The organism is Vibrio sp. CJQ_6 (assembly GCF_043106745.1).
In the GTDB taxonomy this organism is placed as follows: domain Bacteria; phylum Pseudomonadota; class Gammaproteobacteria; order Enterobacterales; family Vibrionaceae; genus Vibrio; species Vibrio furnissii.
On the sequence record NZ_JBICMV010000037.1, the window covers coordinates 92,190 to 107,420 of the forward strand.

The 15,231-nt window shown below is 52.4% G+C and carries 12 protein-coding genes; 5 read left to right on the forward strand and 7 right to left on the reverse strand.

What is annotated here, in order from left to right; translation table 11 throughout:
- Positions 1–239 precede the first annotated feature (239 nt).
- Together ACF8PK_RS22095 and ACF8PK_RS22100 are read left to right on the forward strand one after the other, a co-directional pair.
- Positions 240–1,157 carry an ABC transporter ATP-binding protein gene (locus tag ACF8PK_RS22095; RefSeq protein ID WP_004729051.1) on the forward strand — a complete coding sequence of 306 codons (918 nt, stop codon included), beginning with the start codon at positions 240–242 and terminating at the stop codon, positions 1,155–1,157.
- Positions 1,158–1,162: 5 nt separating this feature from the next.
- Positions 1,163–1,933 carry an ABC transporter permease gene (locus tag ACF8PK_RS22100; protein ID WP_004729049.1) on the forward strand — a complete coding sequence of 257 codons (771 nt, stop codon included), beginning with the start codon at positions 1,163–1,165 and terminating at the stop codon, positions 1,931–1,933.
- 74 nt (positions 1,934–2,007) lie between these two features.
- Here the strand turns inward: ACF8PK_RS22100 and panC are convergent, their stop codons facing one another.
- From panC to sfsA, 7 genes are all read right to left on the reverse strand, one after another.
- Positions 2,008–2,889, reverse strand: coding sequence for a pantoate--beta-alanine ligase (gene panC / locus ACF8PK_RS22105; protein ID WP_004729048.1), 882 nt, complete (start codon positions 2,887–2,889; stop codon positions 2,008–2,010).
- An 11-nt stretch (positions 2,890–2,900) separates the two neighbouring features.
- Entirely contained in the window at positions 2,901–3,695 is a 795-nt protein-coding gene (panB, locus tag ACF8PK_RS22110; protein WP_154180382.1) for a 3-methyl-2-oxobutanoate hydroxymethyltransferase, read from the reverse strand.
- Complete coding sequence (folK, locus tag ACF8PK_RS22115) at positions 3,692–4,201, reverse strand: 2-amino-4-hydroxy-6-hydroxymethyldihydropteridine diphosphokinase (RefSeq protein ID WP_014204468.1); 510 nt, start codon at positions 4,199–4,201, stop codon at positions 3,692–3,694. Before folK ends, panB begins: the two co-directional genes overlap by 4 nt.
- Positions 4,198–5,562, reverse strand: coding sequence for a polynucleotide adenylyltransferase PcnB (pcnB, locus tag ACF8PK_RS22120; RefSeq protein ID WP_143680352.1), 1,365 nt, complete (start codon positions 5,560–5,562; stop codon positions 4,198–4,200). The genes folK and pcnB overlap by 4 nt, the downstream gene beginning before the upstream one ends.
- Before the next feature lie 90 nt (positions 5,563–5,652).
- The gene (gene gluQRS / locus ACF8PK_RS22125) at positions 5,653–6,543 is read right to left on the reverse strand and encodes a tRNA glutamyl-Q(34) synthetase GluQRS (protein ID WP_004729040.1); all 891 of its coding nucleotides are present in this window, start codon (positions 6,541–6,543) and stop codon (positions 5,653–5,655) included.
- 94 nt (positions 6,544–6,637) lie between these two features.
- The gene (dksA, locus tag ACF8PK_RS22130) at positions 6,638–7,084 is read right to left on the reverse strand and encodes an RNA polymerase-binding protein DksA (RefSeq protein WP_004729038.1); all 447 of its coding nucleotides are present in this window, start codon (positions 7,082–7,084) and stop codon (positions 6,638–6,640) included.
- Between the two features lie 125 nt (positions 7,085–7,209).
- Positions 7,210–7,965, reverse strand: coding sequence for a DNA/RNA nuclease SfsA (gene sfsA / locus ACF8PK_RS22135; protein WP_392443714.1), 756 nt, complete (start codon positions 7,963–7,965; stop codon positions 7,210–7,212).
- Between the two features lie 73 nt (positions 7,966–8,038).
- Here sfsA and hrpB point away from each other — a divergent pair, with 73 nt between their 5' ends.
- The 3 genes from hrpB (at position 8,039) to ACF8PK_RS22150 (ending at position 15,215) form a co-directional block, all read left to right on the forward strand.
- Positions 8,039–10,501, forward strand: coding sequence for an ATP-dependent helicase HrpB (hrpB, locus tag ACF8PK_RS22140; RefSeq protein ID WP_392443595.1), 2,463 nt, complete (start codon positions 8,039–8,041; stop codon positions 10,499–10,501).
- A complete protein-coding gene (mrcB, locus tag ACF8PK_RS22145) occupies positions 10,498–12,846 on the forward strand; it encodes a penicillin-binding protein 1B (protein WP_392443598.1) in 2,349 nt (782 codons plus the stop codon). The genes hrpB and mrcB overlap by 4 nt, the downstream gene beginning before the upstream one ends.
- Positions 12,847–12,965: 119 nt before the next feature.
- Complete coding sequence (locus tag ACF8PK_RS22150) at positions 12,966–15,215, forward strand: patatin-like phospholipase family protein (protein WP_392443716.1); 2,250 nt, start codon at positions 12,966–12,968, stop codon at positions 15,213–15,215.
- Positions 15,216–15,231: the final 16 nt, after the last annotated feature.

The following is a 15,231-nucleotide window of genomic DNA, read 5'->3' on the forward strand; positions in this document are numbered from 1 at the left end:
CACAATGTCATACGTTCATTCTCTGACAAATTGCTTAACAGACTACTCATCTGAGCAGTTAATGGAAGTAAAATTTTTGCAAGTTTTTGTTTGCAAAAGTGATAACTGAAACAAGGTGAAGAGATCACCTTGTTCACATTAAGGGAATTTAATCCCATCTATTTGCGTTGGAGGGTTGAAAATTGACCTTTTAAGCAGCACATCTAGTCTGTTCGAACAGAAAGAGTTTTTACATTGTTATGTATGCATTAGACATTGAGCAGCTGCGCAAAACCTATGCCGGTGGTTTTGAAGCGCTGAAGGGCGTTAGCCTGACGGTCAATCAGGGCGACTTCTACGCGCTGCTTGGCCCCAATGGTGCTGGTAAGTCGACCACGATTGGCATCATCTCCTCCTTAGTGAATAAAACCTCCGGTACGGTCAAAGTGTTTGGCCACAATATCGATACCCACTTGGAACAAGCCAAACAGCATTTAGGTCTGGTGCCGCAGGAGTTTAACTTCAACCCCTTTGAAACGGTTGAACAGATCGTCATGCAGCAAGCGGGCTATTACGGCGTATCGCGCGCATTGGCTAAGGAGCGCGCCAAGAAGTACCTGACTCAGCTTGACCTGTGGGAAAAGCGTGCAGAGCGAGCGCGCAACCTGTCAGGGGGCATGAAGCGTCGCCTGATGATTGCTCGCGCGTTGATGCACGAGCCGCAATTGCTGATTTTGGATGAACCGACCGCCGGGGTCGACATTGAGCTGCGCCGTTCAATGTGGGAATTCCTCAAACAGATCAACGCGCAAGGCATCACCATTATTCTGACCACGCATTATCTGGAAGAAGCAGAGATGCTGTGTCGTCATATCGGCATCATCAACCGAGGTGAGCTGATTGAGAACACCACCATGAAAGGGTTGCTGGGCAAACTGCGCGTAGAAACCTTTATTCTCGATATCGACAGCGAAGAGAAGCTACAGCCGCTTACGGATGTGGTCTCGCAGCGCGTGGTCGATGGCTCGCTGGAAATTGAACTGGAGAAAACGCAAGGCATGAACCATGTGTTTGAGCAGTTGTCGGCGCAGGGCGTCAATGTGATGTCGATGCGTAACAAAGCGAACCGTCTTGAAGAGCTGTTCGTCAGTATTGTTCGTCAGCAGAGCCAGAGGTAATTCGCATGTATCAGATTTATTGGACTGCTTTTCGTAGCTTGCTGCGCAAAGAGATCAACCGTTTTACGCGCATTTGGGTGCAAACGCTGGTGCCGCCTGCGATTACCATGAGCTTGTATTTCATCATTTTCGGTAATTTGATCGGGTCTCGCATCGGTCAGATGAACGGCTTTAGTTACATGGAATACATTGTGCCGGGGTTGATCATGATGTCGGTGATCACCAACTCGTACTCCAACGTGGCGTCGTCCTTTTTCAGTGCCAAGTTTCAAAAGAACATTGAAGAGCTGCTGGTGGCGCCGGTACCGAACTACGTCATTATTGCCGGTTATGTGATGGGCGGAGTGGCACGTGGTCTGTTAGTGGGCGCGATGGTGACGTTTGTGTCGCTGTTCTTCGTCGACCTCAGTGTTGACCACTGGGGCATCATTATTGCGACCGTCTTTTTGACGTCCGTGGTGTTTTCGTTGGGCGGCTTGATCAACGCGGTGTTTGCACGCACGTTTGATGACATCTCGATCATTCCTACTTTCGTCCTGACACCGCTGACGTACCTCGGCGGGGTCTTTTACTCGATCAGCTTGTTGCCGGAGTTTTGGCAAGGCGTGTCGAAAATCAACCCGATCGTCTACATGGTTAACGCATTTCGTTATGGCTTCTTAGGCGTGTCGGATGTGAATATTGTCACGTCATTTAGCGTGCTGGGTGTGTTCGTTGTGGCGTTGTACGCCGTGGCGCATTACTTGGTGAGCAAAGGCCGAGGCTTGCGTAGCTAAGCTGCCGCCTTACAAGCCGCTGGCAATAAAAAAGGTCAACCGAGGTTGACCTTTTTTTGTGACTGCCGAAACGATTATTCTTCTTCCGAGTCGTCTTTGCTGTCGCTGGCGAGATCCAAAACCTGATTATCAATCAGGCGGACTTTGCCCAGAAAGGCCGACATCAGAATCACCGCTTGTTTGCTGTCTGCGGAAATTGGCAGCAGCGTACGTGCGTCGCGAATAAAGATTTCATCGGGTTCCAGATCGGCTGCGCGCAGCTGATCCACCGCATCTTCAATGATTGAGTTGTAATCGTCACGGCCGCCACGAATCGCACTGTTGATCCAGCGCATCGTGCGTGCCAGAACAGGCGCACGTTGACGCTCATCGAGCGTCAGCAGGCCATTGCGCGAACTCATCGCTAAACCGTCCATTTCACGCACGGTTGGCACGCCAATCACCTCGATATCGAGACACAAGTCATCCACCATTTGACGAATCACTGCCAGCTGTTGGTAATCTTTTTCACCAAAGCAAGCGACGTTCGGCTGCACAATGTTGAACAACTTACTGACGATGGTGGCCACACCACGGAAATGGCCCGGGCGAGAAGCACCTTCCAGCATGTGAGATAGCCCTGGGACTTCAACAAACGTTTGTTTATCCAAGCCGTACGGGTACATGATCTCTGGCGTGGGGGTGAAGACGAAATCCACGCCTTCACTGTTGAGTTTGCTTAGATCATCATCCAGCGTACGTGGGTAGTTATTGAGATCATCTGCGCGGTCAAACTGCATTGGGTTGACGAAGATACTCACCACGACCACATCGGCCTGTTCACGGGCTTTACGCACCAGGGTGAGGTGACCTTCGTGCAAATTGCCCATTGTCGGTACGAATGCGACACGGCGACCATCACGCTTGACCTGTTTGAGCTGCTCACGAAGAGCTGCAACATCAGCAAAAGTCTGCATGAAATACTCCTTTAGGCAATAGTATGCGCTTCATCAGGGAATGTACCGTTTGCCACATCTTCCATGTATTTTGCTACGGCTTTACGCATGTCACCTGTTTCAGCGAGAAAGTTTTTCGAGAATTTTGGCATGTAGTTGGCCGAAATTCCGAACATATCGTGCATCACCAGAATCTGACCATCGGTCGCATTGCCTGCGCCAATGCCGATCACGGGCACGTCTAACAGCTGAGTAATCCGTTCAGCCAAAGTGGCTGGAACACATTCCAGCAAAATGATTTGCGCACCGGCTTCTTGTAGCGCCAGAGCGTCTTTCACCATGCGATCCGCTTTTTCCTGTTCGCGGCCTTGCACCTTGTAACCACCAAAAATATTGACGGATTGCGGCGTCAAACCCAAATGCGCGCACACTGGGATCGCACGTTCGGCAAGGACCTTGACGGTCTCGACCAGCCAATCGCCACCTTCAATTTTGACCATGTTCGCACCGGCGCGCATGATTTTGGCGGCGTTTTCACACGCTTGCTCTGGTGTGGCGTAGCTCATAAATGGCATGTCGGCCATCAGCAGCGAATTCGGGCTGCCTGCACGCACACAGCGCGTGTGGTACGCAATGTCGTCAACGGTCACTGGCAAGGTGTCGCTATGGCCTTGCAGCACCATGCCCAGTGAATCGCCCACTAATAATACCGGCATCTCTTGGCTTTCAAAAAGCTGCGCAAAGCTGGCATCGTAAGCAGTCACAGTCGGAAATTTACGACCTTCCTGTTTCCATTTCATCAGGTCGTTAATGGTGATTTTTTTCATTCGTTGTCCTTACTAGGCGTTGGCGTCTGCCAAATACTGAGCCCATTGAGAGGAACGCTCTCTAGCAGCGTCGGCAACGCAGTCCCATCCGGGAGTTGTAAATTTGGTGCGATCTCGGCGAGCGGGTAGAGCACGAACTCACGTACTTTCATTCCGTAATGGGGAATGATCAGCCGCTCCGATTCCATCACCTCATTGCCATAAAGCACGATATCTAAGTCGAGTGTTCTTGGGCCCCAACGTTCGGCTTTACGGACACGCCCATGTTCCTGTTCAATCGCTTGGGTGCAATCGAGCAGTTCGAGTGGCGTTAATTCAGTCTCAATGGCCACCACCGCATTAATGTAATCCGGCTGATTCTGTGGGCCCATTGGTGTGCTGCTATACAGCGACGAAGCCGCGATAAATCGCGACTTCGGGACAGATTTTAGTGCTTCGATGGCTTGCCTTGCCTGAGTCACGGGGTCGCTGAGGTTACTGCCTACGGCGATATATGCGGTGATCATGACGAGGTCTTGCTCTTCTTCTTGCGTGGCGATGGCTTGCGACGACGCGGGGTCGATGAGGTTTTTGCGCCCCCATCTAAATCCAGCACCATGGCCTGACGCATGTTACGACCTGCGCTTTGGAAGGTTTCCCACCAGCCAGCCAGCAGTTTGGTCTCACCATCTTCCACTTCCCCGCGCATTTCCAGAAAATCGAATCCGGCGCGGAACTTGTTCAGCTCCATCAGGCGGAAAGCGCGTTTCCCGGTGCGGCGTGGCAGACGCAGTTGCAATTGCCAAATTTCACGAATAGTCGCGGTGTGACGACGCGGAATCGCAATGCTTTTCACCACGTCATCGAGAATGCGGTTACTCGCTTCCATCACGGCATCGTATTCGCTGAAATGGTCGAATTCCATCAGCTCATCGGCAATCTTCAGCATGGGGTACCACAACATGGCAGCAAACATAAACGCCGGATTGACGCGTTTGCCTTCTTCCATGCGCTGATCGGTGGAATCCAGCGCCAAATCTAGCATCTGTTCGGTTTGCGACGAGTAATCGTCGGTAAAGTGACGCGCAATGGTCGGAAACAGTTGCTGGAACAGGTTGTACTCACGCATCAGGTGATACGTTTCCAAGCCGTAACCCGATTGCAGCATCTTGAGCGATTCTTCGTACAGACGCGCGGCCGGAATGTCGCGTAGCAGCGGCGCTAAGTGTTCGATCGGCGCCGCTGTCTCTTCTTCGATGTCGAAGTCGAGTTTGACGGCAAAGCGAATCGCACGCAGCATGCGCACCGGATCTTCGCGGTAGCGGGTTTCCGGATCGCCAATCAGACGGATCAGCTTGTCGTCCATGTCTTCCATGCCGCCTGCATAGTCGTGAATGCTGTAATCGGCAATGTTGTAGTACATGGCGTTGATGGTGAAATCACGACGTTCGGCATCTTCATCGATGGTGCCGTAGACGTTATCACGCAGCAGCATGCCGGCTTCAGATTGCGAGGCAATCTGTTTGTTGTTTTCTTGGTGGTGACCGCGGAAGGTCGCCACTTCAATAATATCGCGGCCGAACATAATGTGTGCCAGACGAAAACGGCGCCCGATCAGGCGACAGTTACGAAACAGCTGGCGAATTTGTTCGGGAGTGGCATTGGTGGCCACATCGAAATCTTTGGGCTTTCCACCCAACAGTAAATCACGCACACCGCCGCCGACCAGATACGCCTCGAAGCCCGCACCATGAAGGCGGTACAACACTTTTAACGCATTCTCGCTGATATGCTGACGAGACACGTTGTGCTCTTGGCGCGTGATGATATTCAAATCTAAATCTGGATATACGCGATGTTTGCTTGGTTCTAAGTCGTTGTTATTCATGTGCATCTGACATTGATTGGTGTTGCCTATTCAAGCGTGTTTCTGCACGTAATGTGGCTTAAATGGGCCGAATTTGCGGCTAATAATAGCTTACACAACGCCATTTGAGAATCGTGGTGTGATCTCGGTCTCGACTGGCAGCTGTGCAATCCGCCAGTTTTGGCATCCCCACGCGATGATTTCCTCAACGCGTCCATCCATAAATTTTTCATTAATATCAAAGCCTAAGAACTTCATGGCGTGAATTAACGTTGGCTTTGGATCGGCGGGATTAATCGCCGTGGCGTGATTCTGTTTTGAGAGTTTATTCCCGTTGCCATCCATCGCCAAAGGCAAATGTAGGTAGCTTACTGGGTTTTGTTTTAAAGTGTGATACAAACTGATTTGTCGCCCGGTGGGCTCAATCAAATCGGCTCCTCGCACCACTTCGGTCACGCCTTGGTCGATGTCGTCTAACACGACGGCCAAATTATAGGCAAACAAGCCATCCCGACGTTTGATGATGAAATCTTCTTCAGCCAACGCTGAAGGTATCGTGATTTCCCCATGTTTCAAATCGATGAACGAATACACCGGATTGTCCATGCGCAGGCGAATGGCGCAGTCTTGGCTCAGCGGCAGCTGCTTATCGCGGCATGTGCCGGGGTAGAAGCCACCTGCGGCTTTGATTTGTTTACGGGTGCATTGGCAATAATACGCCTGACCTGAATCTACCCAGTGCTCAATTTGGCCCTGATACAACGCATGGCGTTGGCTTTGATACACCACTTCACCATCCCAGTGCAGGTGATACGCGTCTAGCGCCTGTAAGATCCAGTCGGCAGCGCCGGGCATTTCTCGCGGTGGATCTAAATCTTCGATGCGAACCAGCCATTGCCCGTGTTGGGATTTAGCCTGAAAGTAGCTGCCGAGTGCAGCAATCAGTGAACCGAAATGCAGGGGACCCGACGGTGAGGGGGCGAAACGACCAATGTAACTCATAGGATTGCAATTTGTGACCAGTGACTCTCAAGTGTAACCTGCGAAGAAAATAAAAAGGGAGCTTTTTGCTCCCTTTTTCTCATCTGACGGGTAATTAACCCAGCATCTGTTTCTCTTTGATTTCTGCAAGCGTTTTACAGTCGATACAAAGGTCGGCCGTAGGACGAGCTTCAAGACGACGGACTCCGATCTCAACCCCACAAGATTCACAGAAGCCAAAATCATCTTCTTTGATTTTGTCTAACGTCTTTTCAATCTTCTTGATCAAACGGCGCTCACGGTCACGGTTACGCAGTTCTAGGCTGAACTCTTCTTCCTGAGAAGCGCGGTCAACTGGATCGGGGAAGTTTGCTGCTTCGTCCTGCATGTGGTGCACGGTACGGTCAACTTCTTCTCTGAGCTGGTTGCGCCAAGCTTCTAAAATTTTTGTAAAATGAGCGATCTGCTCAGGTGACATGTACTCTTCACCTGGTTTTTCTTGATACGGCTCAACACCTGCAATGGCTAGGATGCCTAGCGTTTTCTTTTTGGATTCTGGCATACAGCATCTCCTACTAACACCTAGTCAACTGCGAGAGCAGTCAATTTAAGGCGGGTATCTATAGCAAAAAGAAGTTGGCGAGGCAAATACTCAATTATAAAGTTATCGTCAATGTGAAGGCGCCATCAATTTTTTGGCGATTGATGCGCAAATTCGATTGAGGACACTAATCGGATGCCACACTCGGAAAGCTCTGCTTTGTAACACAAAACTTCCACTCCGGCTTCTTGAGCCATTATTAACAATTGTGAATAGTTCGCGTCTATATGGTGCGCTGGGGCGACTTTTTCAATCCCTGAATGCAAAACAGCAAACAAAAGTACTGCTCTGCTTCCATTTTTTGCCACTTCTGCCAGCTCTCGTAAATGTTTCTGGCCTCGAGTTGTGACCGCATCGGGAAAGTAACCTTGACCTTTGCATTGATTTTCCTCACCCGATATACCGGCTCGCTCATCCAAAAGGGTGACGCTTTTCACTTCTATATAACAGTTTGGACCGGATTCTGAGTTGAGCAAGATATCAATGCGGCTATTTTCGTTGCCATATTTCACTTCGGTTCGCAGTTGGTCATAGCCCTGCAATTCCGTAATGGTGCCATCTTGAATGGCTTCGACGACCAATGTGTTGGCGCGTGCGGTATTGACGCAGATGCGATGGTCGCGCGCGGTCTGGGTGATTTCCCAACTATGGGCGTACTTGCGCTTTGGGTTGTCGGAGGTGGAATACCACACGGTGCTGCCCGGTTCGGCACAGCCCGTCATCGCGCCCGTGTTGGCGCAATGCATGGTCAGCGGGTCGCCGTTTGGCAGGGTGACATCGGCCAGAAAACGTTTGTAGCGCTGAATCAGCGTTGCGGATTGAAGCGGTGGGGAAAACTGCATAAGAGACTCGGTTTCGCTTTGATTACTGTTTTTATGTACAATACCGGCGCCATTTAAACACAAGGATATCGTCTTGTCACAATTGCCCATCGAAGCTGTGATTCCCGAGCTACTTGCTGGGATTCAGCGCTCCCCTCAGGTGATCCTCAAAGCCGCCCCCGGTGCCGGTAAGTCGACCCATTTCCCGTTAGCGCTCCTCAAAGCCAACCTGGTGGAGGGCAAGATCGTGATGCTGGAACCGCGGCGTTTGGCGGCACGCAACATCGCGCGTTATCTGGCGCAGCAACTCGGCGAAAGTGTGGGGGACACGGTGGGGTATCGCGTGCGCGGTGAAACACGCGTGAGCGCCAACACGCGGCTGGAGATTGTGACCGAAGGGATCATGACTCGCATGATTCAACACGATCCGGAACTCAATGGTATCGATGCGTTGATTTTCGATGAATTTCACGAGCGTAGCATTCACGCCGACACCGCATTGGCGTTTAGCTTAGAAGTGCAGGCGGCGCTGCGCGACGATCTCAAAATCATCGTCATGTCGGCGACTTTAGAGCAGGATGCATTGCAAGCGTTGTTGCCGATGGCGACTTACGTTGAATCTCACGGTCGCAGTTATCCGGTGGCGGTGCGTTATCAGGCGCTGAAACAAGGTGAACCGCTGGTGGCGAGCATGGAAAAGCAGATTCGTCAGCTACTCGCGCAGGAAAATGGTTCACTGCTGGCTTTCTTACCGGGCGCGGCCAGTATCACTCAGTTGACTCAGGCTTTAGGCGATTTAGCGGACGATATCGATGTGTGTCCGCTGTTTGGGCAGTTGAATTTTGCTGAGCAGCAAAAAGCCATTGCGCCGACACCAAACGGGCGGCGTAAAGTGGTGTTGGCGACCAACATCGCTGAAACGTCCTTGACCATTGAAGGCATTCGCATCGTGCTCGACAGCGGGTTAGAGCGCCGCGTGCGATTTGATTTGAAAACCGGGATTACGCGTTTGGAACAGGTACGAATTGCGCAATCGTCAGCCGAGCAACGTACTGGCCGAGCCGGACGCCTTGCGCCGGGCGTGTGTGTGCGTTTGTACAGTGAAGCGCAGCTCAAACAGCAACCGGTGGTGCCGGTGGCGGAGATTGTGCAAAGCGATTTGGCCCCATTGGCGTTGGAGCTGGCGCAATGGGGCGCACAAGAAGCAACGGATTTACAGTGGCTGGATGTACCACCCGCTGTCGCGATGGCTCAGGCTCGCCGTTTGCTGCATACGCTGGGGCTGATGGATGAGCGAATGCAACTGACGGCTCAAGGCAAAGCTGCGCACCATTTGGGCGTCGAGCCTCGGATTGCGGCGATGCTACTGACCGCGCAGCAACTTGGCCCGGCGCACCTGCAAAGTGCATTGGCGCTGGCCGCGCTGCTGGAAGAGCCCGAACGTCAGGTACTGGATGTGCAGCACAGCCTGCACCGTTGGCAACAGGGCAAACATTCGAAATTACGCTCGATGGCTCAACGCGCCACAGCATTGGCGCATAAGCTCGATGACGGGTTTGATTTGCGCCGCGTCGACAGCGCGCTGCTGGCTGTGGTGGCGTGTTTAGCGTTTCCCGATCGTATCGCGCAGCAACGCGGTCAACACGGTCAATTCTTGCTGGCCAATGGTCACGGCGCGTTTGTGGCCGATGATCAGCCGCTGGCGGGCAGCGATGCGCTGATTGCACTGGATTTAATGCGCGGTCATCAGCAATCGAGCCAAATCTTTTCGGCCTTAGCGTTGGATATGGTTCAACTGGAACAGCAGTGCCCTCACTTATTTAGCGAGCAAGAGCGGGTGGATTGGGATGAGAAAGCGGGCCGTTTGGTAGCCGAAATGCAGTGGCGATGCGGACAACTGGTGATTCGTCGTCAGGCCTTGCCGGCGCCAAATCAACAAAAAATGACGCAAGCTTTGCTCAACTATGTCGAGCGTAAAGGCCTTTCGGTATTAAATTGGACTCAGGCCAGTCTCGACTGGCTGACACGGGTACGTTGTGCGGTCGAATGGTTGCCTGAGGAAAACTGGCCTGATATGGATGACGAAGCGCTGCGCCACCAGCTGTCTGATTGGCTAGAACCGTATTTAGCCGGTATCAGTTCGGTGAAAGAATTAAATAAAGTGCCGCTGATGGACGCCCTGATCACCCGTTTAGGCTGGCCATTAAGCCAACAACTTGACGAGTGGCTGCCCACGCATCACGCTTTGCCGACCGGCACCTCCAAGCGTATTCGTTATCAGCTCGGTATGGAACCGGTGCTGTCGGTGCGCATGCAGGAAGTGTTCGGTGAGAAAAGCACGCCCTTGATTGCCAAAGGTACCAAGGCGATTGTGATGGAGTTGCTCTCTCCCGCTCAGCGTCCGCTGCAAGTAACCCGCGATTTAGCGGGCTTCTGGCGCGGTGCGTACAAAGACGTGCAAAAAGAAATGAAAGGACGTTACCCAAAACACGTGTGGCCGGATGATCCTGCCAATCACAGTGCGACGACCAAAACCAAGCGACAACTGAATTCATGACCAAGAAAAGCGAATCCCCAAAGAAACGTACACCGGCCAAAAAACGTACGCCGCGTAAATCCCCGTCAGCCAAACCCACCCGTTCACGCACGTGGTTAAAGCGTTTGTGGAGCTTGGGCTGGAAGGTTGGTCTGGCGCTGGCCGCGGTGCTGGTGTTTACCGGTATCTATCTCGACAGCATGATCAAGCAGCGCTTTGAAGGGCAACTGTTTGATCTGCCGACCGTGGTGTACGCTCGAATTCTGACCCTCGAACCGGGCAGTGACATCAGCATCAAACAGATGCGTAATGAGCTGGATGTGCTCAATTATCGCAAAGTGAGTCAGCCGCGCTACGCCGGTGAATACTCGGCTTCGTCGACTCGCATCGAACTGATTCGTCGTCCGTTTGAGTTCGCCGATGGGCCGGAGCCGGATCGCCATGTGATGCTCATGTTTGATGACAGTGGGTTGACCCGCATTCAGTCGCTGGAAAAACGGGGTGACCTTGGCTACTTGCGCATTGAGCCGAAAATGCTGGGCATGCTGGAAAAAGACATGCAGGAGCAGCGCTTGTTCCTGCGTCGTGAACAGTTCCCGGAAGTGATGATCGATGCGCTGCTCACCACCGAAGATCGCAACTTCTATCAGCATGATGGTGTGTCACCGATGGCAATCGCACGTGCGATGGTGGCCAACGTCAAAGCGGGCCGCACCGTGCAGGGCGGCAGTACGTTGACTCAGCAGTTGGCAAAAAACATTTTCTTATCCAGCGATCGCACCTTGTGGCGTAAATTGCGCGAAGCCTACATGGCGCTGATCATCGATTATCGCTACAGCAAAGATCGCATTCTGGAAGCTTATCTCAACGAAGTCTATCTGGGCCAAAACGGCAAAGAAGCCGTGCACGGTTTTGGCTTGGCGTCGCGCCTCTACTTTGGCCAGCCGCTGCAAGAATTGCGTATTGACCAGCTCGCGTTATTGGTTGGTATGGTGAAAGGCCCGTCTTACTACAACCCGATGCGTTTCCCTGAACGTGCCAAAGAGCGTCGTGATTTGGTGCTCAAGCTGATGATGGACCAAGATATTCTGACCGCCAAACAGTATGAGCAAGCGGTGACGCGTCCGTTGGATGTGCAAAAGCATGCGCGCATTGCCAGCCGTCAGCCAGCGTACTTCCAGCAGTTGTCGATTGAACTCAAGCAAAAACTCGGCGATGTGTTTAAATCCGATACCGGGCTGCGTGTGTTTACGTCGCTCGATCCGGTATCGCAAGCCAAGCTCGAAGCTGCGGTTGAAAATCAGGTGCCGATTTTGGCGCGCACCGCTGGTAAAGAGTTGGAAGCAGCAGCGATTGCGGTGGATCGCAACAGCGGTGAAATTCGTGCCATGGTGGGCGGTAAACGCACCGGATACGACGGTTTTAACCGCGCGCTCAATGCCAGTCGTCCGATTGGTTCATTGGTGAAACCCGCGGTGTATTTGACCGCACTGGCGCAGCCGGAAAAATACAATTTGGCGACCACCTTGATGGACAAGCCGATTTCCCTGCAAGGCAGCGAAGGCACCGTGTGGAGCCCGCGCAACTTTGATCGCCAGTTCCGAGGTGAAGTGCCGTTATACATCGCGCTGGCCAAATCGCTCAACGTGCCGACCGTGCAATTGGGCATGCAACTGGGCATTGAAAATGTGTCGAAGACGCTGGAGAAACTGGGCGTGAATCGTAATGAAATTCGTCCGGTGCCTTCGATGTTCCTCGGGGCGTTCTCTTTGACGCCATATCAAGTGGCGCAAATGTTCCAAACCGTGACGAACTCTGGCAAGAAAGCGCCGTTGTCGGCACTGCGCAGTGTGCTCGATTTGCAAGGCAATGTGCTGTATCAATCGATCCCGAAAGTGTCCCAAGCGGTCGATCAGCAAGCGGCATGGCTCACGACGTACGCGATGAAGCGCGGCGTGATGGAAGGCACGGGGCGTTACCTCAACAACCAATTTGCGTGGGCAGCACTGGCGGGGAAAACCGGCACCAGTAATGATAGTCGCGACAGCTGGTTTGTTGGTGTGGATGGCCGCGAAGTGACCACGATTTGGCTGGGACGAGACGATAACCAACCAACCAAATTAACCGGCGCCAGCGGCGCGCTGCGCGTCTATGCTGATTACCTGCGCTACCGCATTCCGGAAAAGCTGGTGTTGCCGTGGCCGCAAGGCATCACCACTGTAGGTTTCTCTGCTTCACGTGACGGCGGCTTGGAGCTTGATTGCAACAACGATTTCAAACTGCCAGTGTGGGATGTGTCCGGCAGTTGGAAAAAACAGTGTGAGAACCGCCCCACAGAGTGGTTGAAAAAACTCTTTGAGTGGTGATTGAGCCCGTTTATAGTGTTTTGATGATAAAAGTAGCGCGATTGTAAAGTAATGAAGGACATACTGTGACCCGTTGGCTGTTCAGCATATTGTGTATTCCAGCTCTGATCTGGCCTGCGATGGTATCGGCACAAGCGCCTTCTGAGGCTTTGGTGTTGGGGCATCCTCGACCGAAAATCGCGTTAGTGTTGGCCGGTGGGGGCGCAAAGGGCGCTGCGCACATGGGGGTGCTCAAAGCTCTGGAAGAGATGCATGTGCCGGTGGATATCGTGATCGGTACCAGCATGGGCGCGTATGTCGCAGGGCTTTATGCCACTGGGATGAGCGCCGATGAAATCGAAAGCTTCATTTACAGCGTGGATTGGAATACCGGCTACCGCGACCGCGTGAACCGCAGTCAGCGCCGCGTGCGCGACAAAGAATATGAAGACCGCTACCAGCTGACCACCGATCTCGGTGTGCGTTTGGATGGGGTTTACGCGCCGCGTGGTGTGGTGCAGGGGCAGAACATGCTGCGTATTCTGCGTGAAACCTCGGGTAACCTCATGCCGTTTCAATCGTTTGATGATTTAGTGGTGCCGTTTCGCGCGGTCGCCACCGACATCATCAAACTGGAACCGGTGGTGCTCGACAAAGGCTACTTGGTTGATGCGATGATGGCGAGTATGTCGGTGCCGGGCGCATTACCGCCGTATGAAATCGATGGCCGCTGGCTGGTTGATGGCGGTGTGACCAACAACATGCCGGTCGATGTGGCGCGTCAAATGGGCGCGGATGTGGTGATCGCGGTCGATATCAGTACCGATTACAAAAGTCAGGAAGCGTTCACGAACTTTCTCACCGTTGCCGATCAACTGTCGAACTACCTGGTGCGCCGCAGTACCGAACTGCAAGCGAAAACGCTGACTGAAGATGATGTGCTGCTGCGTCCGCAAGTGGGCCTGATGGAAACCACTGAGTTCGATAAGATGCCGGATGCGTTTGTGAAAGGCTATCAATCGGCGATGGAGCAATCGGATCACCTCAAGAGGCTGTCGTTAACCAGTGCCGATTATCAGCATTATATCGATCACAAAGAAACCTTGCGTCGCCAACTGAAATACGGCGATACCATCACCGTCGATCATGTCGTCATCAATAACCAATCCCACTACAGTGATGTGTTGTTGCAAAACCGCCTGCATCTGGAGGTGGGGGAAAAGCTCTCGACCGAACAAATTGAATCGAGCGTGCAGGATTTGTATGCGCTGGATCGCTTCAAGTTGGTGAGTTACCAATACGAAGAAAAAGATGGCGAAAACAATCTGGTCATTGATGTTCATGAGAAATCATGGGGCCCCAATTACCTCAATTTCCGATTCTTCCTCGAAGATGATTTCAATACCGACAGCCAATACTCGATTGGCGGCTCACTCAATTTTACCGACATCAACTCACACGGTGCCGAGCTTGCGGTCAACCTGAACATTGGCACCGATAAGTTGCTGGAAGCTGAGCTCTATTCACCCGTACGCTCAGGACAAAAGGCGTTTTATACCGCCACCTTGCGCTATACCGATGAAAACCGCAGCGTGCCGGTCACGGGCTTTGAAGACACCACGCTGTCGGCGAGTCGCAACTATTTCCCTGTGACCTATCAGACCTTCATGGCGGAAGCGGCGCTGGGCTACCAAGCCAAGTTGTGGCAAGAGTTTAAAGTCGGCGGACGCTATTCCGATGGCTCGGCGAAGTACTCCACGCTACCTGATTTTGCTGATGTGGAATTCACGCGCCAGGGGGTGCTCCTGAACTACCGGATCGACTCGTTGGATGATTTCAGCTTGCCGAACAACGGGGTGTACATCGATTTGGAATACCTCATTTCGCACGATGACGTTTCCATGAAAGAAAGTGGCGTGGCCGACGATGCGTCGGATACGGTTTATGAGCTCTCCGCGAAGGTGATCACGGCTTACAGCTTCCTAAATCGTCATACTTTGGTCGGCAACATTGATTACGGCATCGTGAAGAGCAAAAATTCGATTCAGCCGATCGATCCGAAAACCATTGGTGGTTTTCTCAACTTGTCGGGAATCTCCCGCAACAGCTTGATTGGTCAGAACAAAGCGTACGCCAACCTGATCTATCGCTACCGTTGGTTTGACAATGATTTTGGCCTGTTTACGTCGCCAGTCTATCTCGGTGCTTCGATCGAGTACGGTGGCGTTTGGTCTGATCCTGATTTAAGAATTGATACCGCGCCGTTGTACGCTGCGGGATCAGTATTTACCGGCGTGGACTCTCCAATCGGTCCAATCATGTTCGGTTACGGACGCACAGAGCAGAAATACGATTCGATTTATCTGATCATTGGCACCACGTTCAAATAGCTGAAGAACGGAAATT

Coding starts and splice junctions, on each gene's coding strand:
- ACF8PK_RS22095 (WP_004729051.1), top strand. CDS start 240: ATGTATGCATTAGACATTGAGCAGCTGCGCAAAACCTATGCCGGTGGT.
- ACF8PK_RS22100 (WP_004729049.1), top strand. CDS start 1,163: ATGTATCAGATTTATTGGACTGCTTTTCGTAGCTTGCTGCGCAAAGAG.
- panC (WP_004729048.1), bottom strand. CDS start 2,889: ATGCAGACTTTTGCTGATGTTGCAGCTCTTCGTGAGCAGCTCAAACAG.
- panB (WP_154180382.1), bottom strand. CDS start 3,695: ATGAAAAAAATCACCATTAACGACCTGATGAAATGGAAACAGGAAGGT.
- folK (WP_014204468.1), bottom strand. CDS start 4,201: ATGATCACCGCATATATCGCCGTAGGCAGTAACCTCAGCGACCCCGTG.
- pcnB (WP_143680352.1), bottom strand. CDS start 5,562: ATGAATAACAACGACTTAGAACCAAGCAAACATCGCGTATATCCAGAT.
- gluQRS (WP_004729040.1), bottom strand. CDS start 6,543: ATGAGTTACATTGGTCGTTTCGCCCCCTCACCGTCGGGTCCCCTGCAT.
- dksA (WP_004729038.1), bottom strand. CDS start 7,084: ATGCCAGAATCCAAAAAGAAAACGCTAGGCATCCTAGCCATTGCAGGT.
- sfsA (WP_392443714.1), bottom strand. CDS start 7,965: ATGCAGTTTTCCCCACCGCTTCAATCCGCAACGCTGATTCAGCGCTAC.
- mrcB (WP_392443598.1), top strand. CDS start 10,498: ATGACCAAGAAAAGCGAATCCCCAAAGAAACGTACACCGGCCAAAAAA.
- ACF8PK_RS22150 (WP_392443716.1), top strand. CDS start 12,966: ATGGTATCGGCACAAGCGCCTTCTGAGGCTTTGGTGTTGGGGCATCCT.